This window comes from Hydrogenophaga sp., assembly GCF_011390835.1.
Classification (GTDB): domain Bacteria; phylum Pseudomonadota; class Gammaproteobacteria; order Burkholderiales; family Burkholderiaceae_C; genus Hydrogenophaga.
In genome coordinates, this window is record NZ_JAABRQ010000037.1 from 1 (window position 1) to 23,084 (window position 23,084).

Here is a 23,084-nt window from a genome sequence, read left to right on the forward strand (position 1 = left end):
ATGTCGCTGATCGCGAATTCGACCGCCACGTCAAGCGTACCGCGCGGCGGCCCGTGACCAGCGGACGCCTGGCGGTCAGGGAGGCGCTGGGCGTGGGGGCGGCGCTAGCCTTCGCGGCATTCGTGCTGGTGATTTGCACCAACATCGCGACCATCGCGTGGTCGTTTCTTGGCTTGCTGCTGACGCTGGCCTATCCCTATGCCAAACGCCTGGTGTCCATGCCGCAGGCGGTGCTGGGGATCGCGTTCAGCTTTGGCATTCCCATGGCGTTTGCCGCAGTCAACGGCGGGCCGATGTGGGAGCTCTTCGGCAATATCCAGCCATGGGGCGAGGCGGGATTCTGGTCGGGCGTGTGGCACAGCGTGCCGCCGCTGGCCTGGGTGCTGATGGCGGGCAACCTGTTCTGGGTGCTGGCCTACGACACCGAATACGCCATGGTGGACCGCGATGACGATCTGCAGATCGGCATGAAGACCTCGGCCATCACGCTGGGCAACGCCGACGTACCGGCGGTGATCGGCTTCTATCTGGCGTTCCTCGCCATCTGGACGATGGCCTTGTGGTCGCTGTTGAACCCGGTGGTTTGGGGCGTCACGCTGGCGCTGGCGCTGGCGCAGGTGGCCTGGCACCACCAACTCATCCAGGCCCGCACGCGCGACGGCTGCTTCAAGGCCTTCCGCCTCAATCACTGGCTCGGCTTCACCCTATTTCTGGGCGTGGTGGCAGGGATTGGCCTGCGCTGAGGGCAGACCTGGCACCAGCCGGTTACCCTGCGGGTTTTTAGGGTTCACCGAACAGGATCGCTATGTTGTCCTCACTTGTTGTTGTCCAATCGCTCGCACAGCGGCCGAGCGTTTGGTTGATTGGCATGCTCGGCGCGTTGCCGCTATTGACGCACGCCGCAACGGCTTGTGTGCACGAGGTCTCGATGGTGTTCACCGAGAGCGCGCCGCGCGACCGTTTTGAAATCCGCAATGATTCTTCCGCGGGTCAGCCCATCCAGCGCCTGACGCTCGACATCTCCAGCTCGGCGGGCAGGCTGATTTTTGACACCATAGAGGGCGGCACCGGCGTGGAGGTGTTCCAGCCTTTTCGTGTCGAACCTGGGGAAGCCAGGCTCAAAGGCGCGCCGGTGGTCCAGGACGGCAGCGACCGCCTCACGCTGGTCTTCACCCGTTTCGATCCCGGCCAGCGCTTCCGTTTTTCCATCGACGTCGACGATCAATTGACCGCGTCGGACCTGGGTCAGATCCGTGTATCGGGCCGCGAGATGGAGGGCGCTGTGTTGACCGCCGTGTTCGGCCCGCTTGGGGGTGCCGGCACCGAGCTGCAAGCCCGGGTGGATGGCAGCAACCGCGCGCTGGGTAAAGTGGCCTGCCCCTGAGCCAGAGGCCTGCGCCGTATCAGCCGCCGAACTCCCGGCCCAGTTCGGCCGCGCGCCGTTCAGCGGCCTGCATGGCGGCGATGAAGCGCTGTTTCACCCCGCTTTCTTCCATCGACGTGAGCGCGGCGTGGGTCGTGCCGCCTTTGGAGGTGACCCGCTCGCGCAGCGTCTGCAGCGGCTCGTCGGCGCGCTGGGCCAGCGTGGCCGCACCCACGAAGGTGCCCATGGCGAGGCGCTGGGCCACGTCGGGCGGCAAACCCATGGCGGTGCCGGCCTCGCGCATGGCCTCCAGGAAGTAAAAAACGTAGGCGGGGCCCGAGCCTGAAAGCGCGGTGACGGCGTCCAGCTGGGTCTCGACGTCCACCCAGACCCCCTCGCCAGTGGTGGCCACCACCGTGTCCACCGTGTCGCGCTCGGCGGCGCTCACGGCCGCGCGGGCATACAGGCCCGTCATGCCCAGACCGACCAGGGCCGGCGTGTTGGGCATGGCGCGCACGATGCGCTCGCTGCCCAGCCAGGCGGCCATGCTGTCGCTGGTGATGCCGGCGGCTACGCTGAGGTGCAAGGCGCCCGACACAAAGGGCGCGGTCGCCTTGGCTGCGTCCTTGAAGGTTTGCGGCTTCACCGCCCAGACGACCAGTTGTGCCCGCTGCAGCGCATCGCTCGCCCTGGGCAGCACCTCAAGGCCGGGAAACTGCTGTGCTAGGCGGGTGCGCTGCTCCTCCCAGGGTTCGACCACCTGCAGGGCGCTGGCCGGGTGGCCCTGGCGCATTAGGCCGCCGATGACGGCGCTGGCCATGTTGCCGCCGCCGATGAAGGCGATCTGAGGAGGTGAGGTGGGGGGAGTCATGCGGCAGTGTCCTGTGAAGCTCAGTGGCGTGCGCTGGCGCCGGCGATGAACGGCCAGCTTGCGGTATCTTCGCAGAATGACCGGTTCCCGCTCCCCCGACTACGTGCTGGCACTTGACCAGGGCACCACGAGTTCGCGCGCCATCCTGTTCGATCGCGCCGGCCAGATGCGTGGAGTTTCGCAACAGACCTTCGCTCAACACTTCCCTCAGCCTGGCTGGGTCGAGCACGACGCCCGCGAGATCTGGGCGTCGCAGCGGGCCGTTGCGCAGGCGGTGCTGAGCGAGCAGGGTGTGGCACCGCAGCAGGTGGCTTGTATCGGCATCACCAACCAGCGCGAAACCACCGTGTTGTGGGACCGGCGCACCGGCGAGCCGGTGGGTCCCGCCATTGTCTGGCAAGACCGTCGCACCGCCGCGCAATGCGACACCCTGCGGGCGGCCGGCTACGCCGCGGACATCCAGCAGCGCACCGGTCTGGTGATCGATGCCTATTTCTCTGCCACCAAGCTGGCCTGGTTGCTGGACAACGTGCCCGGCGCGCGCGCTCAGGCCAAGCGTGGCGAGCTGGCCTTTGGCACGGTGGACAGCTGGCTGGTCTGGAAACTCACCAGTGGCCGGGTGCATGCGACCGACCCGAGCAACGCCAGCCGCACCCAGCTGTTCAACATCCACACCCAGCAATGGGATCCTGCTTTGCTGGAGCTGTTCAACATCCCGGCCTCGGTGTTGCCCCAGGTGGTGCCCAGCAGCGGCGTGCTGGGCGAGGCGGACGCCGCTTTCCTCGGTGCCGTCGTCCCGATCGCTGGTATCGCCGGCGACCAGCAGGCCGCGACCTTTGGCCAAGCCTGCTATCAGCCGGGCATGGCGAAAAACACCTACGGCACCGGCTGCTTCATGCTGATGAACGCGGGCAGCCAGTCCGTGTCCTCTCGCCACCGCCTGCTCACCACCGTGGGCTGGACGCTGGGCCAGGGCGCGCCGACCTATTGCCTGGAGGGCTCGGTGTTCATGGCAGGTGCCACGGTGCAGTGGCTGCGCGATGGCCTGCAGATCATCGACCAGGCCTCGGACGTTGAAGCCCTGGCCTCCAGCGTCGACGACACCGGTGATGTCTACCTGGTGCCAGCTTTCACTGGCCTGGGTGCGCCGCACTGGGACGGCCACGCCCGCGCTGCGCTGGTGGGCATGACCCGTGGCACCGGACGCGCCCATATTGCCCGCGCCGCGCTGGAGGCCATTGCCTTGCAGAGCGCCGAGGTGTTCGCCGCCATGGTCGCCGACGCAGGGCTGCCGCTGCGCGAGCTGCGCGTCGACGGTGGTGCCAGCGCCAACAATCTGCTGATGCAGCTGCAGGCCGACGTGCTCGGCGTGCCGGTGGTGCGCCCGCGGGTGACCGAAACCACGGCCCTCGGCGCGGCCTACCTGGCGGGCCTGGCCACCGGCGTCTGGCGGGACGGCGCCGAAATTGCCGCCCTGTGGCAGGTCGACCGTGTGTTCGAGCCCGCCTGGTCGGCCGATCAGCGCCAAGCCAAACGCGCTCGCTGGGACCAGGCTGTGCAGCGCAGCGCCGGCTGGGCGGCACCCGCCGGTGAAGAGCCCGCCCTTTGACGGCCGATGCTTTTATCGCCGAGCCGCAAAGCGCAAGAGCGCGGGCCTTTGCGCGCCTGCGTCAGCCGGCCGTGTGGGACCTGGCCGTGGTCGGTGGCGGAGCCACTGGTTTGGGCGTGGCGCTGGATGCGGCCTTGCGGGGGTTTTCTGTGGTGCTGCTGGAGTCGCACGATTTCGCCGGTGGCACCTCGTCGCGCTCCACCAAGCTGCTGCATGGCGGCGTGCGCTACCTCGCGCAGGGCAATGTGGCCCTGGTGCGCGAGGCGCTGGCCGAGCGCGCCACGGTGTTGCGCATCGCGCCCCACCTGGCACAGCCGCTGCCTTTCGTGATGCCGTCCTACAGCTGGTGGCAGACGCCGTTTTACGGCATCGGCCTCAAGCTGTACGACCTGATGGCCGGGCGTGCAGGTCTTGGTCGCACCGAGTTTCTCAGCCGCGCCCAGACCCTGGCGGCTCTGCCCGGATTGCGGGGCGAACACCTGCGCGGCGGCGTGCAGTACTGGGACGGCCAGTTTGACGACGCCCGCCTGGCGCTGGCCTTGGCGCGCAGCGCCGAGGCGGCCGGAGCTCTGGTGATCAACCACGCCGACGTCACCGGGCTGCGTGCGCCTGAGAGCGACGCACGGGGTGCAGTCAGCGAGCTGGATGTGAGCGATCGCTTCACTCAAGAGACCTATCAGGTCAGGGCTCGGTGCGCGATCAACGCCACCGGTGTCTGGGTGGACCGCTTGCGCAACCAGGCGCTGGGCGCCCAGGCATCAGGGGCTGCGGCGCGCATGGTCAGCCCGAGTCAGGGCGTGCACCTGGTTGTTGATCGTGATGTCATGCCTGGGCACCACGCGCTGCTGGTGCCCAAGACGCAAGACGGCCGGGTGCTGTTTGCCGTGCCCTGGCTCGGCAAACTCATTCTGGGCACCACGGACACCCCGCGCCAGGATTTGTCGCGCGAGCCCGACGCCTTTGCCGAGGAGCTGGACTTCATCCTGAGCGAATCGGCCCAGGTGCTCACGCGCCCCGTGACGCCGGCCGACATCCGCAGCGTCTGGGTCGGTTTGCGGCCCCTGGTGGCGCCGCCCCAGAGCGCTGACGGCGGTACCAAGACCATCTCGCGCGAGCACACCATCGTGGTTGACGCCCCGGGCCTGGTCACCGTGACCGGCGGCAAATGGACCACCTACCGGGCCATGGCCGAGGACGTTCTCAGCCGATGCTTCGAGGCAGGCCTTTTGCCCGAGCGGCCGCCCGCCGACACCGAGCATCACCGGCTGGTGGGGGCACCAGCGCCGGGTGCGACCACCACGCCGATTTACGCTGCGCCCGGGTTGCACCTCTATGGCAGCGAGGCCAGCGCGGTGCAGGCCTGCCCTGGCGCTGATCGCCTGCTGGCCCCGGGGCTGAGCGAGGCGATGGTGCGGTTTGCGGTGCGGTCCGAACAGGCTCAAACCGTAGAAGACGTGCTGGCCCGCCGCACCCGATTGTTGTTTCTGGATGCCCGCGCCGCCGCCGCCGCCGCCCCTGAAACGGCCCGCATCCTGGCAGAAGAGGGCGCCGCCGACGCCTCGACCGAGCGCTTCCTGCAGCTGTGTCAACGCTATTTGCCCCCTGGCCAGGCAATTTGAACGCCAGAGGTGTTGACAGCCGATTGCGGCAGTGACATAATCAGTGGCTTCGCCCGAAATGGCGAGGATTTTCTGCCCACCGACGTGGGTGCCTTGAGGTGAATGCCTGGGGTGCCTGCAACGACGGGCCCAAGACTGATCACTTCCGGCCGTGGTGGCTGGACGGATTCAAGTTGGGACTACAAACAAATGATTCAAACGCAATCTCGACTCGATGTTGCTGACAACACGGGTGCGAAGTCCGTGATGTGCATCAAGGTGCTCGGCGGATCCAAGCGCCGTTACGCCAGCGTGGGCGACGTGATCAAGGTCACTGTCAAAGAAGCTGCGCCGCGCGGCCGCGTCAAAAAAGGCGAGGTCTACAGTGCTGTGGTGGTTCGCACCGCCAAGGGCATTCGCCGTCCCGACGGCGCCCTGATCAAATTCGATGGCAACGCTGCGGTGTTGCTCAACGCCAAGCTGGAGCCTATCGGCACCCGCATCTTCGGACCGGTTACGCGCGAGCTGCGCACCGAGAAGTTCATGAAGATCGTGTCGCTGGCGCCCGAGGTTCTCTGAGGTCTCATCATGAATAAGATTCGTAGTGGCGATGAAGTCATCGTGATTGCTGGTCGCGATAAGGGCAAGCGCGGCAAAGTCGCGCAGCGCGTCGACGACAGCAAACTCTTGGTCGACGGTGTGAACATCGTCAAGAAGCATGCCAAGCCCAACCCGATGAAGGGTATTACCGGCGGCATCATCGAAAAGACCATGCCGATTCACCAGTCCAACGTCGCCATCTTCAATGGCGTCACTGGCAAGGCCGACCGCGTCGGCATCAAGCTCCTGGCAGACGGCAAGAAAGTGCGCGTCTTCAAGTCCAGTGGCGAAGAAATCAAGGTGGCATAAAGATGACACGCCTGTACGAACAATTTCGCGACAAGATCGCGCCCGAGCTGGTGCAGAAGTTCGGCTACAAGTCGGTCATGCAAGTGCCACGCATCACCAAGATCACTCTCAACATGGGTGTGAGCGAGGCGGTTGCCGACAAGAAGGTCATGGACAACGCTGTGGGTGACCTCACCAAGATCGCTGGGCAGAAGCCCGTGGTCACCAAGGCCAAGAAGGCCATCGCGGGTTTCAAAATCCGTGAAGAGCAGCCGATCGGTTGCATGGTGACGCTGCGCGGTGCCCGCATGTACGAATTCCTCGACCGTTTCGTGACCGTGGCCCTGCCCCGAGTGCGCGACTTCCGCGGTATTTCGGGCAAGGCTTTTGACGGCCGTGGCAACTACAACATCGGCGTCAAAGAGCAGATCATTTTCCCTGAGATCGAGTACGACAAGGTAGATGCCTTGCGCGGCCTCAACATCAGCATCACGACGACCGCCAAGACTGACGAAGAGTGCAAAGCTCTTCTGGCTGGTTTCCGTTTCCCGTTCAAGAACTGAGGTGGCGCGTGGCTAAACAAGCACTACTCCAACGTGAACTCAAGCGCGAAAAACTCGCGGCCAAGTTCGCGACGAAATACAAAGAGCTGCAGGCGATCGCCAAGAGCGCCAAGCACAGCGATGAAGAGCGCGACGCTGCTCGCCAGGCACTGCAAAAGTTGCCTCGCAATGCCAACCCGACTCGGCAACGAAACCGCTGCGAGATCACCGGCCGTCCGCGTGGCACCTTTGCGCAGTTCGGTCTGGGCCGCGCCAAGATCCGCGAAATGGCTTTTGCCGGCGAGATCCCCGGCATCACCAAAGCTAGCTGGTAAGCACTAGGAGAACCACAAATGAGCATGAGTGATCCTATTGCCGACATGTTGACCCGCATCCGCAACGCGCAGATGGTCGAGAAGTCCACCGTGTCGATGCCGGCCTCCAAGGTCAAAGCCGCGATTGCCCAAGTCCTCAAGGACGAAGGTTACATCGACGGATTCCAGGTCAAGAGCGCCGAAGGCAAGAATGAGCTGGAAATCGCCCTGAAGTACTACGCCGGTCGCCCTGTGATCGAGCGCATCGAGCGCGTGAGCCGTCCTGGCCTGCGCGTCTACCGCGGCCGCAACGCCATCCCCGAGGTCCAGAACGGCCTGGGTGTGGCCATCGTCACCACGCCGCAAGGCGTGATGACCGACCGCAAGGCGCGCGCCACCGGTGTCGGTGGTGAAGTCCTGTGTTACGTCGCCTGATGCGCGCATTGAGGAGCAACTGAATGTCACGTATTGGAAAACAACCGGTCACCGTGCCTGCGGGCGTGGAAGTGGCCTTGAAAGACGGCCTGGTCAATGTCAAGGGGTCGCTTGGCGCCCTGGCGCTGGCCATCAATCCGCTGGTCAAGGTGGAAAACAGCGCTGGTACGCTTGTGTTCGCACCGGCAGACGACTCGCGTCAGGCCAACGCCATGTCGGGCACCATGCGTCAGCTGGTGAACAACATGGTCAACGGCGTGAGCAAAGGCTTCGAGAAGAAGCTCACACTGCTGGGCGTGGGTTACAAGGCCCAGGCGCAGGGTGCCAAACTCAACCTCACCGTGGGTTACTCGCATCCCGTGGTGATGGACATGCCGGCCGGTATCAAGGTGGAAACGCCGACACCGACCGAAATCGTCATCAAGGGCGCTGACCGTCAGCGCGTGGGCCAGATCGCTTCCGAGGTGCGCGCTGTGCGCCCCCCCGAGCCCTACAAGGGCAAGGGCATCCGATATTCGGATGAAAAGGTGACGATCAAGGAAACCAAGAAGAAGTAAGGACAGATCATGTTGACCAAAAAAGAGCAACGTCTGCGCCGCGCCCGCCAGACCCGCATCCGGATCGCCCAGCAAGGCGCCGTGCGCCTGGCTGTGAATCGCACCAACCTGCACATCTACGCCACCGTCATTTCCGACGATGGCGCCCGCGTGCTGGCATCGGCGTCGACCGCCGAAGCCGAAGTACGTGCCCAGATCGGTGGCGCAGGCAAGGGTGGTAACACCGCCGCTGCTGCACTGATCGGCAAGCGCATCGCCGAAAAGGCGAAGGCTGCGGGCATCGAGAAAGTCGCTTTCGATCGTTCAGGCTTTGCCTACCACGGTCGGGTCAAGGCCCTTGCAGACGCCGCGCGTGAAGCCGGCCTGCAGTTCTGATCGGACGGGACACACAAAATGGCAAAATTTACCGCAAACATCAAGAACGAAGCGAACGAGGATGGTCTTCGCGAGAAGATGATCGCGATCAACCGCGTGACCAAGGTGGTCAAGGGTGGTCGCATTCTCGGCTTCGCTGCTCTGACCGTGGTCGGCGATGGCGATGGCCGCGTGGGCATGGGCAAGGGCAAGGCGCGTGAAGTGCCAGTGGCCGTGCAAAAGGCCATGGAAGCCGCCCGCCGCAACATGATCAAGGTCTCTCTCAAGAATGGTTCGCTGCACCACAGCGTGCACGGCGAGCACGGTGCGTCCAACGTGATGATGCTGCCGGCTGCCAAGGGTACCGGCATCATTGCTGGCGGCCCGATGCGCGCGGTGTTCGAAGTGCTGGGCATCACCGACGTGGTGGCCAAGAGCCATGGCTCGAGCAACCCCTACAACCTGGTGCGTGCCACGCTGGACGCGCTGAAAAACTCGACCACGCCAGCCAACGTCGCTGCCAAGCGCGGCAAGTCGGTTGAAGACATCCTGGGCTGATCGGAGCCATCATGACCACTCAAAACACCGTCAAGGTCCAACTGGTGCGCAGCCCCATTGGCACCAAGCAGTCTCACCGCGACACCGTGCGCGGTCTGGGTCTGCGCAAGCTCAACAGCACCAGCGAACTGCAGGATACCCCTGCGGTGCGCGGCATGATCAACAAGATCAGCTACCTGGTCAAGGTTCTCTGATCGGAGTCACAGACATGGAACTCAACACCATTCAGCCCGCCGCGGGCGCCAAGCATGCCAAACGCCGGGTGGGCCGTGGCATCGGCTCTGGTCTGGGCAAGACCGCTGGACGCGGTCACAAAGGCCAGAAATCTCGTTCGGGCGGCTACCACAAGGTCGGCTTCGAAGGCGGCCAAATGCCGCTGCAGCGTCGCTTGCCCAAGCGCGGCTTCAAGTCTGCCCAGCTGCAGTTCAACGCTGAGGTCACCCTCACCGATCTGAACAAGCTCGAGGCAACGGAAGTCGACATGCTCACGCTCAAGCAGGCCGGCCTCGTGTCTCAGCTCGCCAAGCGTGTCAAGGTCATCAAGACCGGTGAGATCACGCGCGCCGTGGTTCTGAAAAACGTCGGCGCGACCGCTGGCGCCAAGCAGGCCATTGAAGCTGCTGGCGGCTCGCTGGCTGCCTGATCGGAACGGCTCAAAGGCTTTCTGTGGCAACTGCTTCTTCCACCCTGGCAAAAACCGGCAAGTACGGCGACTTGCGCCGTCGGCTGGTTTTCCTGCTGCTGGCACTTGTCGTCTACCGCATCGGGACGCACATCCCTGTGCCGGGTATTGATCCCGACACGCTCGCGCGCCTGTTCCAGGGTCAGGCGGGTGGCATCCTGAGCCTGTTCAACATGTTCTCGGGCGGCGCTCTGTCGAGATTCAGTGTCATGGCGCTGGGCATCATGCCGTACATCTCCGCGTCCATCATCATGCAGCTCATGACCTACGTGGTGCCCACGTTTGAGCAGCTGAAAAAGGAAGGCGAAGCCGGTCGCCGCAAGATCACCTCGTATACCCGTTACGGAACGCTGGCACTGGCGATCTTCCAGTCCATCGGGATCGCGCTGGCGCTCGAAGGTCAGGCAGGCTTGGTAATCGACCCGGGCATGTCTTTCCGCGTCACTGCGGCGGTCAGTCTGGTGGCGGGCACGATGTTCCTGATGTGGCTGGGTGAGCAGATCACCGAGCGTGGGCTTGGCAACGGCATTTCCCTGCTGATTTTCGCCGGCATTGCCGCCGGCCTTCCCAGCGCCGTTGGTGGCCTGCTGGAGCTGGTGCGCACCGGCGCCATGAACATTCTGGTGTCGCTGTTCATCATCGCGGTGGTCATCCTGGTGACCTACTTCGTGGTGTTCGTCGAACGCGGTCAGCGCAAGATCCTGGTCAATTACGCACGCCGTCAGGTGGGCAACAAGGTGTATGGAGGACAGTCGTCCCACTTGCCGCTCAAGCTGAATATGGCCGGGGTGATTCCGCCCATCTTTGCTTCGTCCATCATCTTGCTGCCGACCACAGTGGTGAGCTGGGTCAGCACGGGTGACTCCACCCGCTGGTTGCGTGACATCGCTTCGGCCTTGTCGCCGGGTCAGCCGATCTACGTCACGCTGTACGCGGCGGCCATCATCTTCTTCTGTTTCTTCTACACCGCGCTGGTGTTCAACAGCCGCGAGACGGCTGACAATCTGAAGAAGAGTGGCGCATTCATTCCTGGCATCCGTCCTGGTGATCAGACCGCTCGCCACATCGACAAGATTTTGTTGAGGCTGACTTTTGCAGGTGCGATCTACATCACCGCCGTTTGCTTGCTGCCAGAGTTCCTGATCCTGGAATACAACGTGCCTTTCTACTTTGGGGGCACTTCCCTGCTGATCATCGTGGTTGTCACGATGGACTTCATGTCCCAAGTGCAAAACTACATGATGTCTCAGCAGTACGATTCCCTGCTCAAGAAGGCCAACTTCAAGACTTCCATTGGCAATTGATTCGGGTAGGTTCCCGGTTCTGCCAGGCAGCTCAGCGACAGTAACGATTATTGAAAGTTCTAGGAGAAGACTATGAGAGTTTCGGCTTCGGTCAAAAAAATGTGCCGCAACTGCAAGATCATCAAGCGTCACGGCATCGTGCGGGTCATCTGTACCGATCCGCGTCACAAGCAGCGTCAAGGCTGATCGGTTCGTTCAGAGGTAACACATGGCTCGTATTGCAGGCATCAACATTCCGCCGCACAAGCACGCCGAAATCGGCTTGACGGCAATTTTTGGTATTGGTCGCACCCGTGCTCGCATCATCTGCGAAGCTTGTGGCATCGACTACGCCAAGAAAATCAAAGATCTGACCGACGCAGAACTCGAAAAAGTTCGCGATCAGGTTGGCGTATTCACGATCGAGGGTGACCTGCGCCGTGAAACCACGATGAACATCAAGCGTTTGATGGACATCGGTTGCTACCGGGGCTTCCGCCACCGCCGTGGTCTGCCAATGCGTGGTCAGCGCACCAAGACCAATGCCCGCACCCGCAAAGGTCCGCGCAAGGCAGCCCAGTCGCTGAAGAAATAATCGGATTGAAGGATCTCCATGGCTAAGTCTCCCTCCAGCAGCGCCGCAGCCCGCGTTCGCAAGAAAGTCCGCAAGAATGTGGCGGACGGCATTGCCCACGTGCACGCGTCGTTCAACAACACCATCATCACGATCACCGATCGTCAGGGCAACGCCTTGTCTTGGGCGTCTTCGGGTGGCCAAGGCTTCAAGGGTTCGCGCAAGTCGACCCCGTTTGCGGCCCAGGTGGCTTCCGAGGTTGCAGGCCGTGCGGCCATTGAACAAGGCATCAAGAACCTGGACGTTGAGATCAAGGGTCCCGGCCCTGGCCGTGAATCGTCGGTGCGAGCACTCGGTGCCCTGGGCATCCGGATCAACTCCATCGCCGATGTGACGCCCGTTCCGCACAACGGCTGCCGGCCGCAAAAGCGTCGCCGCATCTGACGATGTACCGCTTCGCGCGGTATAATCGAAAGCTTTTTTGAGCGCCACTGCAGTTGCCTGCGATGGCATTTTTTGCTAAGCCCACCGCCCCCGCCTGTCGGGTGGCTCCCGTAATGACGCCGCCAGGCGCCGGTTGCGGCAGTGAACAAGGACTCCAAAGTGGCACGTTACCTCGGCCCCAAGGCCAAACTCTCCCGCCGTGAAGGCTCTGACCTGTTGCTCAAGAGCGCTCGCCGCTCGATCAGTGACAAGGCCAAATTCGACTCCAAGCCTGGCCAGCACGGCCGTACCTCGGGTCAGCGCACCTCGGATTTTGGTATCCAGCTGCGTGAAAAGCAGAAGGTCAAGCGCACCTATGGTGTGCTCGAGCGCCAGTTCCGCCGCTACTTCGCGGAGGCCGATCGCCGACGTGGCAACACCGGCGCCAACCTGTTGTTCCTGTTGGAGGCTCGCCTCGACAACGTCGTGTTCCGCATGGGGTTCGCATCGACCCGCGCCGAAGCTCGCCAGATCGTGTCGCACAAGGCGATCACCGTCAACGGCAAGGCTGTGAATATCCCTTCCTACTCGGTCAAGGCTGGTGATGTCGTCGCCGTGCGCGAAAAGTCCAAGAAGCAGGCCCGTGTGATCGAGGCCCTGGAACTTGCCAAGCAGATTGGCTTCCCCGCCTGGGTGGAAGTCTCGGTCGATAAAGCCGAAGGCGTTTTCAAGAAGTCGCCCGACCGCGACGAATTCGCCGCCGACGTCAACGAATCGCTGATCGTCGAACTGTATTCCCGTTGAGTCCGGCGCCGGCCTGCACCCGTGGGGTGTGGTCGGCCCGTGCTCCGTCTGCCTTATCGGTGTAACGAGCCGAGGGTTTTGAAGGAAGTTTGAATGCTTAACAATCTGCTGAAGCCCAAGACCATCAACGTCGAACAAATTTCGACCAACCGCGCCAAGGTCACCTTGGAGCCGTTCGAGCGTGGCTATGGCCACACCCTGGGCAACGCGCTGCGTCGCGTGTTGCTGTCGTCCATGACCGGCCATGCGCCAACCGAGGTCACGATCGCTGGCGTGGTGCACGAGTACTCGTCCATCGATGGCGTTCAGGAAGACGTCGTCAACATGCTGCTCAACCTCAAGGGCGTGGTGTTCAAACTCCACAACCGCGACGAAGTGACGCTGAGCCTGCGCAAAGATGGTGAAGGCTTGGTGACTGCTGCTGACATCCAGACACCGCACGACGTGGAGATTGTCAACCCGTCACACGTGATTGCCACCCTGTCGGCCGGTGCCAAGCTGGACATGCAGATCAAGGTTGAAAAAGGCCGCGGCTATGTGCCAGGCAGCCTGCGCCGCACCGATGACCAGTCGCGCTCCATCGGCCGCATCGTGCTGGACGCGTCGTTCTCGCCCGTCAAGCGGGTGAGCTACACGGTGGAGAGCGCACGCGTCGAGCAGCGCACCGATCTGGACAAGCTGGTCATGGAGATCGAGACCAATGGTTCGATCGGTCCTGAAGAAGCTGTGCGCGCATCGGCCAAGATCCTGGTCGAGCAGTTGGCCGTCTTCGCGCAACTCGAAGGCGTGGAGCTTTCGGCGTTCGACCAGCCGGCTCAGCGCAGCTCGCAGCAGTTCGACCCTATCCTGCTGCGTCCCGTGGACGAGCTGGAACTCACGGTGCGTTCGGCCAACTGTCTCAAGGCAGAGAACATTTACTACATCGGTGACTTGATTCAGCGCACCGAGAACGAGTTGCTCAAGACCCCCAACCTGGGTCGCAAGTCGCTCAACGAAATCAAGGAAGTGCTGGCATCGCGCGGGCTCACCTTGGGTATGAAGCTTGAAAACTGGCCACCCGCGGGCCTGGACAAGCACTGACACCGGAGCGTCTGACCCGCAAGGGCGGACCCGGACGAACCTGCAGTACCTGATACGGCTGCCGGCAAAACACTGAAAGGACAGAAAAATGCGTCACGGACACGGACTTCGCAAACTCAACCGCACCAGCGAGCACCGCCAGGCGATGCTTCGCAACATGATGAACTCGCTGCTCACGCACGAAGTCATCAAGACCACCCTGCCCAAGGCCAAGGAGCTGCGCCGCGTGGTAGAGCCCATGATCACCCTGGCCAAGGTCGCGACCGTGGCCAACCGCCGTCTGGCGTTTGATCGCCTGCGCGACCGCGATGTGGTCGTCAAGCTGTTCAACGAACTGGGCCCGCGTTTCGCGAAGCGCCCCGGTGGTTACACCCGTATCCTCAAGATGGGTTTCCGAGTGGGTGACAACGCTCCCATGGCCCTGGTCGAACTCGTCGACCGTGCCGATGAAACAGCAGCGCCTGCCGCTGACGACGCAAAAGCGTGATAGACTACAAAGCTTGTCGCGGAGTGGAGCAGCCTGGTAGCTCGTTGGGCTCATAACCCAAAGGTCGCAAGTTCAAATCTTGCCTCCGCAACCAAAAAATCAAGCACTTAGCTTGTCAACGAAGCCCTCGGAAACGAGGGCTTTTTTGTTGTCTGGGCCTGTAGCCTATTCATGGCCCATCGGCAGACACAAGCCTTTCAGAGAATTGGTTTTGTGACCATTGAGCACTGTTCCAGATTTGTGACCGGTAAGTAATTTCCGAGTCCGCGGGCCTTCTGCTGCTCTCTAAGTGACCCACAGCTTTCAGTCGAAGATCTTGTCCGCAAGACCGCTGCGCAGCGCGAAGAGCCGGTCGCCCTGGGGTGTAGGAGACGCTCGGCACCTCCTGTGGCCATCGCTGTGGAGTGGCCGCTGCTGAAGGCACAGCGGTCGGCCGCCTCGCAGGATGACGAATGGCAGGTTCCGGCGGCGGCTGTCATCGGGCTGAAAACCTGGCCGACTGCAGTCAGCCTCAAGCTGGGGTACCTGGACTGAAAACAGCAACCCGTCAAGATCGCGAGGGCACGACCCGCAACACCCTCCCTTGCAGGCTGTCCGTCAGCAAATACACTGCGCCATCTGGCCCCACCCGCACGTCGCGCAGGCGCTCGCCCAGTTCCTTGAACAGGATTTCTTGCGGACCTGGCGTGCCATTAGGCATCGGCACCCGGCGCACGCTGCGCTCGGCCAGAGCAGCCACCAGCAGGCTGCCGCGCCAGGCAGGAAACAGCGGGCCGTCGTACCACGCCAGCCCGGCAGGCGCGATGGAGGGGGTCCATTCTGTCAGCGGCGGGGTGATACCGGGGAGGCTTCGGTAGGGGCTGATGCGGGCATAGGTGTAGTCCACGCCGCCTGTGGTGATAGGCCAGCCGAAGTTGGCGCCGGGCGCAAGCCGGTTGAGCTCGTCGCCGCCGCGCGAGCCGTGTTCATGCGCATACGGCACGCCGTACACCATCACCACGCCCTGCGGATTGCGATGGCCGGTGCTGTAGATCTCGGGCAGGGCACTGTCGCGGCTCACAAATGGGTTGTCGGCGGGCACGCGGCCGTCGGCGTGGATGCGCAGGAATTTACCAAGATGGGTGTGCAGGCGCTGTGCGTCGGTGCGCTCCAGATTGCCGTCGCCCATGCCAAACAGCAAGCTGCCGTCGGGCAGCCACGTCATGCGGCCACCGAAGTGCTGGGCGTCGGATTTGGGGGGCTGTGAAGTGAAGACCGGTTGCAGCTCTTGCAGCTGGCGCCCGTCGAACCGGGCGCTCACCACACGCAGGTGGTTGGCCTCTGGCGTGCCGTGGGCAAACGAGAGCAGAAGCCTCCGGTTGGTGGCGAAGCCTGGGTCCAGCAAGATGTCGAACAGACCGGCCTGCCCGCTCGCCAGCACCGGCGGCAGCCCGGCCACAGGCTCGTTGCGCAGCTGCAGGCGGCCATCGGTCCCTGGCTCGATCAAACGCAGCCGGCCGGGACGCTCCGTCACCAGAAGGCCGCCGCCCGGCAGAAACGCCAGCGACCAAGGGTGCTCCAGGCCGGTGGCCACGACCTCGACGCGATAGGCCACTGTCTGGGCCAATGTGGCCATGGCGAGCGCACTCAGGAGCAAAGCAAGCAGGTATCTCATAATGACCCAGATGAAAGCCAGTGCTCGCCATGATGCCCCAACGCCCCGCTGGACTCGGCGCGCAGGGGTGTTGCTGCTGGCCTGGGCTCTGGCGGCGGCCTGGGGCTCGGTGGTGCAGACGCATTGGAATCTGCAGGCGCTGGTGGACGTGGGGGTGAACATTCCGGCCAGCGATTGGTGGCGAGTGATCGGTCAAGACCTGATCGGCTTTGCGCCGGTCTACGGCGGCATTCTGGCCGCGGGCTGGTTGATTGCGCTACCGGTGGCCAGCGGCTTGGCGCGCTGGTGGCCTTCCGCACGCAGTGCCTTGCTGGCGTCTGCTGCCGGGGTGGGCATGGTGGCGGCAGTGCGGGCGGTGGACGCTGTAGCACCCATGCCGGTGTTCATCGACGCCACCCGGGATCTGCCCGGGTTGCTGGCCATGGCCTCAGGCGCGGCACTTGCTGGCTGGCTGTATGCCCGACTGTGCGCCCGCTGAACGGAACCCCACCTCATGAAGACCCTCGACGAAATGCTCCACCTGGAGCTGTTGACGCCCGAACAGCACCAACAGATCGGCGCCTGGGTTGCGCAGGCCGATTCGCCTGAGGCGATCCTGAAGATGCCCGCCGCACTGTGGCAGGCGGTGGAACGGGCCAGCGCGGTCATGGGCATCGACCAAGACCTTCAGCGCCCGCCTAGCCTCGACGCTGACGACATCATTTGCCGCTAGGTGCCGCGTCAAAGCAGCAAGGTGATGAGACGAAAACCGAAAGAGAACATGGAGAGCACGCCGGCCACCGACCATGCTCTGAACTTGAAGTCGGTCGCTTCATCGTCAGGAGTCGGGCGGAAGGAGCTGGACAAAGTGGTCGTGTACACGACTGCCTCAGGCTGACTCAGGCGTTCGAACCTGACGCTTGAACGTCTGCGAGTGCCGCAATCGGTCAGCGAGTTCAGATCCTACCTCCGCCACAAATGAAACAGTCCGAGTCGCTCGCAGTGAATGCCTGCTTTGTGTGGACGTGTTTGTTTTTTCGGTCTGTAGCCCATTCATGGTCCATCGGCAGACCTTCTGTGACCTGGGCATCTGAGAGGCCACCCGCAACATGGAACGAACGCCCGAAGCGGGTTCGTACCGCCTGCGTCAGTCCAGGCCGAGCGCCTTGTGTGCCAGCGCGAGGAAAGTTTTGCGTTCAGCGGAAGACAGCGGTGCCAGGATCTCAGCCTGCAAGGCTTCCACTACCGGTCGGCTGGCGGCCAGCAACTGTTCGCCCGCAGGGGTGATGTGCAGTTGACGTGCCCGGCGATCCTGTTTGCTGACCGCGCGTTGCACGAGGCCTTTGAGCTCCAGCCGATCGATCACGCCACCCATCGTGGCGCGGTCGAAGCTGATGGATGCAGCCAGACTGGCCTGGTCGGTACCGGGCTGCTGGGCAATGGCATCAAGGGCAGCGAACTGCACCGAGGTGAGGTCTAAGCCTGCGGCTTGGGTCTGCGCCTGGTAGATCTGAGTCGACTGCTGATGCAGCCGCCGGATCAGGTGCCCGGCCATCTCCATCCTGTTCATGTGCTTCTCCCGCGGTTGAAACTGTCCCCGAGGATAGGGGCTGGAATTCATGTGCTTGACAATTATAATAAGTATACATACCATAAGTATACATAGTTAAATACCGAATAAACCGCCTGAAGGAGACACCATGCAATACCACCAGAACGGATTCAAACCCGGCGATCCCGATGTCAGCCTGGCCGCGCCGGATCACCGCCAGAGTGGCGATCCGTTGCCCGATGTGGTGGACGTGTTGATCGCCGGCTCAGGCCCGGCGGGCTTGTGCCTAGCAGCCCAGCTCGCCCGCGTGCCGCAGATTCGCACCATGTTGGTCGAACCCAAGCTCGGCCCAATGGAAAAGGGCCAGGCCGACGGCATCAGCGTGCGCTCGATGGAGATGTTCCAGGCCTTCGGCTTTGCCGAAAAGGTTTTGCGCGAGTCGATGTGGATCAACGAGACCACCTTCTGGGCGCCAGATGCTGATGCCACCCTCAATCGCGTCGCCAGCGTGCAAGACGTGCCCGACGGCACCTCCGAGATGCCCCATGTGCTGATCAACCAGGCAAGAGTGCATGACATGTTCCTCGATATCATGCGCAACGCACCCAATCGCCTGGCGCCCGACTATGGCTGGAAAATGGCCGACCTGACGATCGACCCCCAAGCCACTGAACACCCCGTCACCGTCACGCTTGAGAACACGGAGCCGGGCCGCGAAGGCCAGACCACCACCGTGCGCGCCAACTACGTGATCGGGTGCGACGGCGCCCGCTCCAACGTGCGCCGGGCCATTGGCGGACAGCTGCACGGCGATGCGGCACACCAGGCCTGGGGCGTGATCGACCTGCTGGCCTCCACGGACTTTCCGGATTGGCGAAAAAAGTCCTTCGTGCGCTCTCTGGACGATGGCATTCTGATGGTGCTGCCGCGCGAGGGGGGGCATCTGGTGCGGCTGTATGTGGAGCTCGACAAACTGAGCGAAGACGAGCGAGCCGCCGACCGCGGCATGAATGCTGACCACATCATCGCCAAGGCCCAGCGCATCTTCCACCCGTTCAAGCTGGACGTGAAAGAGGTGGTCTGGTGGTCCATCTACGAAATCGGGCACCGCCTCACCGACAAGTTCGATGACGTGCCCGAGGTTGAAATGGCCAGCCGCGCGCCCCGTGTGATGTTGGCTGGCGACGCCTGTCACACCCACAGCCCGAAAGCCGGCCAGGGCATGAACGTGTCGATGGGCGACACCTTCAACCTGGGCTGGAAACTGATCTCGGTGTTGACCGGTCGCGCCGCCCCGTCGCTCTTGCACAGCTACTCGGGCGAACGGAGAGCCGCCGCTCAGGGGCTGGTGGCGTTCGACCACAAGTGGGCGCGCGTCGTCGGCGCCCGGGGAGAAGACGACAGTTCGGACGGCCTGCCCCGCGTGGCGCGCGCCTTTGTGGACAACCTGCCATTCACCTGCGGCCTGACGATCCAGTACGAGCCCAGCGCCCTGACCGGCGCCGCCACCCACCAGCCGCTGGCCACGGGCTTCGATATTGGTAAGCGCTTCCATTCCGCCCCCGTGATCCGCCTGGCCGACGCCAGACCCATGCAGCTGGCCCACGCCATCGAGGCCGACGCCCGCTTCCGCCTGTTTGTCTTTGCCCCCGCAGGTGACGACGGCGGCGCCGGCGGCGCTGTGGCCACGCTGTGCGACTGGATGCAACACGACCTGGCCTCGCCGCTGCGCCGCCACACCGCCCACGGTGAAGACCTCGATGCCGTGATCGATACCCGAGCCGTCTTCCAGCAAACCTTCGACACGTTGGATTTCAGCGCCATGCCCACGCTGCTGCGCCCGAGCGTGGGTCGCTACGGGCTCTGCGATTACGAGAAGGTGTTCTGTGCCGACCAGAAACGCGGTGAAGACATCTTCGAGACGCGCGGCATCAACCGAGGCGAAGGATGTCTGGTCATCGTGCGCCCGGACCAATACGTGGGCCACATCCTCCCGCTGTCTGCCCGCAGCGAGCTGGCGGCATATTTCGCCGGTATCCTGCGCGTGCGCGCCTGACCGACTAACGCACAGCTTCGTCAGCCAAACCGCTGAGGGTCAGGCGATGAAGTGGGCTCGGGTACGCTCAAGCCCACAGAGCTCGCGACAGTGCCAGCCGCAACGCCGAACTCGCCGCCGGGCCTAGGGCCATGAAGGCGTTGAGCGAGTCGCGTGCCGCCGCCTGAGCGGCCCGGGCAGCCTCGCCGCTGAAGACACCGCGCTCCACGGCAGCGGCCAGGTCAACGATGTGCTCGCCGATCGCCACACCGCCTCGAAAAGCCTCGCTTCGGCCGCGGCGCCGAAACACCGCCAGCGGCAGGTTCTGGATCGGGAACTCGTTATCGGCGTCGTTGGCCGATACGACCCAGCTCGCGAGCGACGGGTCGTGGGTTTCGTTCAGTGAGATCACGGTCTTGCTTCCAGTGTGTCGGGTTGCCGGCTACTTGGCATTGGGATTGAAATGCCTTTTCAGCCCGTGCCAGCACTGCGCGTACTGCCGCTGCAACTGCGGAGAATCGAGCGCATGACGCGTCGGCCGCAGCGGCTGCCGGGTCTCGAACATGAAGGCCATGGTGTCTTTCACGTAATCGGGCTCCTCCGACGCGCGGTTCGAGGCTTTCTCGAAGGTTTCGGCGTCGGGACCGTGGCCGGTGAAGCTGTTGTGCAGGCTCGACCCGCCGGGCGAAAAGCCCTCGGCCTTGGCGTCGTAAACACCGTGAATCAACCCCATGAATTCGCTCGCGATGTTGCGGTGGAACCAGGGCGGTCGGAACGTGTGCTGCATCGCCAAGACGCGCGGTGGGAATATCACGAAATCGAGCGTGTCCACACCGGGTACGGTTGACGGGGCCTGCAACACCAGGAAGATCGAGGGGTCGGGGTGGTCGAAGCTGATCGAGCCGATCGCGTTGAAGCGGCGCAAGTCGTACTTGCAAGGCACGTGGTTGCCCGACCAGGCGACTACATCGAGCGGTGAGTGGTCCATTGCCGCGGCCCACAGATTGCCGGCGAACTTGGCGACCAGCTCAAAGTCGCCCTCGACGTCTTCGTACCAGGCGACCGGGACCTCAAAGTGGCGGGCATGTGCCAGGCCGTTGGAGCCGATCACGCCCATGTCGGGCAGGCGCAGGCCTTCGCCGTAGTTCTCGCAGACATAGCCGCGCGCCGTACCGTCGGGTAGCTCAACCCGGAAGCGGATGCCGCGCGGGATCAGCAGCACTTCCTGTGGCTCAACGTCGAGCTGGCCGAACTCGGTCGCCACACGCAGCCGACCCTGCTGCGGCACGAGCAGCATTTCGGCATCGGCGTTGTAGAACACGCGCCGCTCCATCGAGCGGTTGGCCGCATACAGGTGTACGCCGCAGTCGGCGTTGCCGGCCATGGAGACCAGGCCTTGCAAAAAATCGGTCGGCTCGCTCGGCAGGGGTATAGGGCTCCAGCGGAACTGATCGGGCGGCGCTTCAACACGGCTGAAATCACTGACCAGGAGCCCGTTGCTGATTCGCTGGAACGGCTGGTGCATGGCCGAAGGCCGGATGCGATACAGCCACGAACGTCGATTGTGGTGGCGCGGTGCCGTGAAGGCCGTGCCCGAGAGCTGCTCGGCGTAAAGACCGTAGGGGCACATCTGGGGCGAGTTCTGCTCTGTCGGTAGCGCGCCAGCCAATGCCTCGCTTGAATGTTCGTTGCCGAAGCCGTTGAGGTAGCGCAGCTTTGCGGCGCTGGGGCTGTCTGGTCCTGGTTTCATGAGTTCACCTCCTTTGTACCCATCTTGCATCCGCCTATTCAATGCTGGGGGGGGCGGGCTTGTCTGTGTGGGACGGTCCTTCAAGGCAGCCTTCAAGTGCTGCTGCAACACGTCAGGGCGTGCCAGCACGTTGGCGTTTAGCTGTGCGAGTTTCGCCAGAAAAAGCTCGGTCTTGTCCGTACCGGCCTGATCGATGGCGCTGGTCGGTGCATCGTAGACGGTCTTCAGGCCGAGGATGGCCAAGGTTTTGTGGGCTGCCGCCGACTTCCTGGTGCTGCACCAGAGCCCGCCTCAATCTTGAGGAGGCGTCTGAGCCTGAGTGAACAAACACCAACAAGCGCATCCGCGTCAACCGGCTCCTTTCGCTTGTGGCGAGCAACCGGGGGCGCTTGCGCGCAGGATTCGATTGCCACGCAATCGATGGTGATGGCAGAAAGTGGAGTGCTCTTTGCAGATGCGGGGTGGTGTGGTCGGTGCATGTCAGCTGAGTCGCCTCGATGGGGGGACCTTGGTGCCAGGTGGTCTTTCGAGCGTGGCGTCGTCTTGCGCGACTTCAGCTGGCCGTTAGTTAGATCACCGATTCGTCGTTTTTTTGGAACTCAGATCGCCCAAAGGCGCTTCACGGGTGTTGCGCGTTGCACACGGACACTAGAATCCTCGTGTAGTACTTGTTACGTATCCGTTGCAGGAGCGAAGCAGGCGAGAAAGACAAAACACGAGCCGAGTCCATGTCGTTGGCGACTTCCGCCCTTTCAAAACTCTCATCTGTGCTGAAAAGGGGCAAGCTGCGGCAAGCTTCGGCGGCAGCGTTTGCGGCTGTTTTGATGGCGCTGAGTGCCGGCGCACAGGCGCAGACCACGGTCACCAACGTGGCTTCGATCGCGCCGCCCACCGGCGTCGTCAACACCAATCCCTCGACCTCTTGCACAGGGGGCGTTTGTTCCGCTCAGGACACGGATGCGGTCACGCCGAGCGCCGACCTCTCCCTGACCAAGGTCAGCGCCAACCCCAACGTGGCGGTGGGCCAGACGGTCACCTTCACGCTGACGATCAGCAACGCCGGGCCCAGCCCGGTGACCAACACGACCTTCACCGACGTGGTGCCGGCCAACTTCACGGCTGTGAGCATCGTGAGCAGCACGGGCGCGACCGCCAGCGTGAGCGGCAGCACCGTCAATGGCACGACCAGCCTGGCCTCGGGCGGCAACGCCAGCGTGGTGGTGCGGGCTGTGGCCAGCAGCGTGGGCAACTACACCAACACCGCGACGGTCACGCCGCCGCTGGGCACGACCGACCCCACGCCCACGAACAACACCGGCACGCAGACCGGCACGATCGCCGCGCTGGCGGATGTGAGCACGGTGATCAGCGTGACGCCCAACGGCACGCCAGGCAGCGTGATCACGGCCACGGTGACGTTTGCCAACGCTGGGCCGAGCACGGCAGACAGCGTGACGGGCACGGTGGTGCTGCCTGACGGGACAACGCAGACGGTGGTGATTGGCAGCCTGCCCAGCGGCTCGAGCACGGTGACGGTGGTGAACTACACGGTGCCCGCGGGCTCCACGACGGTGCAGAACTGGACGGCAGGGGTGGCCACGGTGACGCCGGAGAGCACGCTGGCGAACAACACGGTGACGGCGGCCACGCCGCTGAGTCCGCTGGCGGATGTGAGCACGGTGATCAGCGTGA

At 63.4% G+C, this 23,084-nt stretch carries 31 protein-coding genes, 1 tRNA gene and 1 pseudogene; 27 read left to right on the top strand and 6 right to left on the bottom strand.

The genetic code is table 11. The annotated features are described in order from the left end of the window. Together GPT34_RS16285 and GPT34_RS16290 are read left to right on the top strand one after the other, a co-directional pair. A partial coding sequence (locus tag GPT34_RS16285) for a 4-hydroxybenzoate octaprenyltransferase (protein WP_291014705.1) occupies positions 1 to 743 on the top strand: 743 nt, incomplete at its 5' end. 116 nt (positions 744 to 859) lie between these two features. Beyond that, positions 860 to 1,384, top strand: a complete 525-nt coding sequence (locus tag GPT34_RS16290; protein ID WP_291014707.1) for a hypothetical protein — start codon at positions 860 to 862, stop codon at positions 1,382 to 1,384. Positions 1,385 to 1,403: 19 nt separating this feature from the next. Here GPT34_RS16290 and proC read toward each other — a convergent pair whose 3' ends face one another. After that, complete coding sequence (gene proC, locus GPT34_RS16295) at positions 1,404 to 2,234, bottom strand: pyrroline-5-carboxylate reductase (RefSeq protein ID WP_291014710.1); 831 nt, start codon at positions 2,232 to 2,234, stop codon at positions 1,404 to 1,406. Between the two features lie 76 nt (positions 2,235 to 2,310). Between proC and glpK the strand changes: the two genes are divergently transcribed. The 21 genes from glpK to GPT34_RS16400 all read left to right on the top strand — a co-directional run bounded on the left by glpK (position 2,311) and on the right by GPT34_RS16400 (position 14,956). Further along, positions 2,311 to 3,843: a glycerol kinase GlpK gene (glpK, locus tag GPT34_RS16300; protein ID WP_291014713.1), complete on the top strand. Its 1,533-nt coding sequence runs from the start codon at positions 2,311 to 2,313 to the stop codon at positions 3,841 to 3,843. Positions 3,844 to 3,857: 14 nt separating this feature from the next. Then, complete coding sequence (locus tag GPT34_RS16305) at positions 3,858 to 5,462, top strand: glycerol-3-phosphate dehydrogenase/oxidase (RefSeq protein ID WP_291014779.1); 1,605 nt, start codon at positions 3,858 to 3,860, stop codon at positions 5,460 to 5,462. Positions 5,463 to 5,651: 189 nt separating this feature from the next. Beyond that, positions 5,652 to 6,020, top strand: a complete 369-nt coding sequence (gene rplN, locus GPT34_RS16310; protein ID WP_291014715.1) for a 50S ribosomal protein L14 — start codon at positions 5,652 to 5,654, stop codon at positions 6,018 to 6,020. Between the two features lie 9 nt (positions 6,021 to 6,029). Further along, positions 6,030 to 6,350 (top strand): 50S ribosomal protein L24, encoded by a 321-nt coding sequence (gene rplX / locus GPT34_RS16315; protein ID WP_291014718.1) that lies wholly within the window; start codon positions 6,030 to 6,032, stop codon positions 6,348 to 6,350. A 2-nt stretch (positions 6,351 to 6,352) separates the two neighbouring features. Further along, a complete protein-coding gene (rplE, locus tag GPT34_RS16320; protein WP_291014719.1) occupies positions 6,353 to 6,892 on the top strand; it encodes a 50S ribosomal protein L5 in 540 nt (179 codons plus the stop codon). A gap of 8 nt (positions 6,893 to 6,900) precedes the next feature. Continuing rightward, complete coding sequence (gene rpsN, locus GPT34_RS16325; protein ID WP_291014723.1) at positions 6,901 to 7,206, top strand: 30S ribosomal protein S14; 306 nt, start codon at positions 6,901 to 6,903, stop codon at positions 7,204 to 7,206. Positions 7,207 to 7,224: 18 nt separating this feature from the next. Then, the gene (gene rpsH / locus GPT34_RS16330) at positions 7,225 to 7,620 is read left to right on the top strand and encodes a 30S ribosomal protein S8 (RefSeq protein ID WP_291014726.1); all 396 of its coding nucleotides are present in this window, start codon (positions 7,225 to 7,227) and stop codon (positions 7,618 to 7,620) included. A gap of 23 nt (positions 7,621 to 7,643) precedes the next feature. Continuing rightward, the gene (gene rplF, locus GPT34_RS16335) at positions 7,644 to 8,177 is read left to right on the top strand and encodes a 50S ribosomal protein L6 (protein WP_291014729.1); all 534 of its coding nucleotides are present in this window, start codon (positions 7,644 to 7,646) and stop codon (positions 8,175 to 8,177) included. Positions 8,178 to 8,186: 9 nt separating this feature from the next. Next, positions 8,187 to 8,552, top strand: coding sequence for a 50S ribosomal protein L18 (gene rplR / locus GPT34_RS16340; RefSeq protein ID WP_291014733.1), 366 nt, complete (start codon positions 8,187 to 8,189; stop codon positions 8,550 to 8,552). An 18-nt stretch (positions 8,553 to 8,570) separates the two neighbouring features. Next, positions 8,571 to 9,089 (top strand): 30S ribosomal protein S5, encoded by a 519-nt coding sequence (gene rpsE / locus GPT34_RS16345; RefSeq protein ID WP_291014735.1) that lies wholly within the window; start codon positions 8,571 to 8,573, stop codon positions 9,087 to 9,089. 11 nt (positions 9,090 to 9,100) lie between these two features. Further along, complete coding sequence (gene rpmD / locus GPT34_RS16350) at positions 9,101 to 9,283, top strand: 50S ribosomal protein L30 (RefSeq protein ID WP_056268982.1); 183 nt, start codon at positions 9,101 to 9,103, stop codon at positions 9,281 to 9,283. Between the two features lie 14 nt (positions 9,284 to 9,297). Beyond that, positions 9,298 to 9,732 carry a 50S ribosomal protein L15 gene (gene rplO / locus GPT34_RS16355; protein WP_291014737.1) on the top strand — a complete coding sequence of 145 codons (435 nt, stop codon included), beginning with the start codon at positions 9,298 to 9,300 and terminating at the stop codon, positions 9,730 to 9,732. A gap of 23 nt (positions 9,733 to 9,755) precedes the next feature. Then, complete coding sequence (gene secY / locus GPT34_RS16360) at positions 9,756 to 11,075, top strand: preprotein translocase subunit SecY (RefSeq protein WP_291014739.1); 1,320 nt, start codon at positions 9,756 to 9,758, stop codon at positions 11,073 to 11,075. A gap of 72 nt (positions 11,076 to 11,147) precedes the next feature. After that, entirely contained in the window at positions 11,148 to 11,261 is a 114-nt protein-coding gene (gene rpmJ, locus GPT34_RS16365; RefSeq protein ID WP_084236402.1) for a 50S ribosomal protein L36, read from the top strand. Between the two features lie 22 nt (positions 11,262 to 11,283). Next, positions 11,284 to 11,649 (top strand): 30S ribosomal protein S13, encoded by a 366-nt coding sequence (gene rpsM, locus GPT34_RS16370; RefSeq protein WP_291014742.1) that lies wholly within the window; start codon positions 11,284 to 11,286, stop codon positions 11,647 to 11,649. Positions 11,650 to 11,667: 18 nt separating this feature from the next. Continuing rightward, complete coding sequence (rpsK, locus tag GPT34_RS16375) at positions 11,668 to 12,072, top strand: 30S ribosomal protein S11 (protein ID WP_291014745.1); 405 nt, start codon at positions 11,668 to 11,670, stop codon at positions 12,070 to 12,072. A 159-nt stretch (positions 12,073 to 12,231) separates the two neighbouring features. Then, a complete protein-coding gene (rpsD, locus tag GPT34_RS16380; protein ID WP_291014748.1) occupies positions 12,232 to 12,855 on the top strand; it encodes a 30S ribosomal protein S4 in 624 nt (207 codons plus the stop codon). Between the two features lie 93 nt (positions 12,856 to 12,948). Next, on the top strand, positions 12,949 to 13,935 hold the full coding sequence (gene rpoA, locus GPT34_RS16385) for a DNA-directed RNA polymerase subunit alpha (protein ID WP_291014751.1): 987 nt from the start codon (positions 12,949 to 12,951) through the stop codon (positions 13,933 to 13,935). A gap of 88 nt (positions 13,936 to 14,023) precedes the next feature. Then, a complete protein-coding gene (gene rplQ, locus GPT34_RS16390) occupies positions 14,024 to 14,422 on the top strand; it encodes a 50S ribosomal protein L17 (RefSeq protein WP_291014755.1) in 399 nt (132 codons plus the stop codon). Between the two features lie 17 nt (positions 14,423 to 14,439). Continuing rightward, positions 14,440 to 14,516, top strand: a tRNA-Met gene (locus GPT34_RS16395). A 293-nt stretch (positions 14,517 to 14,809) separates the two neighbouring features. After that, positions 14,810 to 14,956 carry a hypothetical protein gene (locus GPT34_RS16400; RefSeq protein ID WP_291014758.1) on the top strand — a complete coding sequence of 49 codons (147 nt, stop codon included), beginning with the start codon at positions 14,810 to 14,812 and terminating at the stop codon, positions 14,954 to 14,956. Between the two features lie 13 nt (positions 14,957 to 14,969). On the opposite strand, the gene GPT34_RS16405 is transcribed toward GPT34_RS16400, so the two are convergent. Then, positions 14,970 to 16,037, bottom strand: coding sequence for a PQQ-dependent sugar dehydrogenase (locus tag GPT34_RS16405; RefSeq protein ID WP_291014760.1), 1,068 nt, complete (start codon positions 16,035 to 16,037; stop codon positions 14,970 to 14,972). A 49-nt stretch (positions 16,038 to 16,086) separates the two neighbouring features. On the opposite strand from GPT34_RS16405, the gene GPT34_RS16410 reads away from it, so the two are divergent. Then, positions 16,087 to 16,554 carry a hypothetical protein gene (locus GPT34_RS16410; RefSeq protein WP_291014763.1) on the top strand — a complete coding sequence of 156 codons (468 nt, stop codon included), beginning with the start codon at positions 16,087 to 16,089 and terminating at the stop codon, positions 16,552 to 16,554. A gap of 15 nt (positions 16,555 to 16,569) precedes the next feature. Then, positions 16,570 to 16,788 carry a hypothetical protein gene (locus tag GPT34_RS16415; protein WP_291014766.1) on the top strand — a complete coding sequence of 73 codons (219 nt, stop codon included), beginning with the start codon at positions 16,570 to 16,572 and terminating at the stop codon, positions 16,786 to 16,788. 8 nt (positions 16,789 to 16,796) lie between these two features. Here GPT34_RS16415 and GPT34_RS16420 read toward each other — a convergent pair whose 3' ends face one another. Together GPT34_RS16420 and GPT34_RS16425 are read right to left on the bottom strand one after the other, a co-directional pair. Next, positions 16,797 to 16,937, bottom strand: coding sequence for a hypothetical protein (locus GPT34_RS16420; protein ID WP_291014768.1), 141 nt, complete (start codon positions 16,935 to 16,937; stop codon positions 16,797 to 16,799). A 265-nt stretch (positions 16,938 to 17,202) separates the two neighbouring features. Further along, a complete protein-coding gene (locus GPT34_RS16425; RefSeq protein ID WP_291014770.1) occupies positions 17,203 to 17,625 on the bottom strand; it encodes a MarR family transcriptional regulator in 423 nt (140 codons plus the stop codon). A gap of 130 nt (positions 17,626 to 17,755) precedes the next feature. On the opposite strand from GPT34_RS16425, the gene GPT34_RS16430 reads away from it, so the two are divergent. Next, positions 17,756 to 19,663 carry an FAD-dependent monooxygenase gene (locus GPT34_RS16430; protein WP_291014771.1) on the top strand — a complete coding sequence of 636 codons (1,908 nt, stop codon included), beginning with the start codon at positions 17,756 to 17,758 and terminating at the stop codon, positions 19,661 to 19,663. 76 nt (positions 19,664 to 19,739) lie between these two features. Here the strand turns inward: GPT34_RS16430 and GPT34_RS16435 are convergent. Beyond that, positions 19,740 to 20,054: pseudogene (locus GPT34_RS16435) on the bottom strand (fumarylacetoacetase); the annotation flags it as partial. A 30-nt stretch (positions 20,055 to 20,084) separates the two neighbouring features. Then, positions 20,085 to 21,392, bottom strand: a complete 1,308-nt coding sequence (gene hmgA, locus GPT34_RS16440) for a homogentisate 1,2-dioxygenase (protein WP_291014774.1) — start codon at positions 21,390 to 21,392, stop codon at positions 20,085 to 20,087. An 824-nt stretch (positions 21,393 to 22,216) separates the two neighbouring features. Here hmgA and GPT34_RS16445 point away from each other — a divergent pair. Continuing rightward, the coding region (locus tag GPT34_RS16445) for a hypothetical protein (RefSeq protein WP_291014777.1) at positions 22,217 to 23,084 on the top strand (868 nt) is incomplete at its 3' end.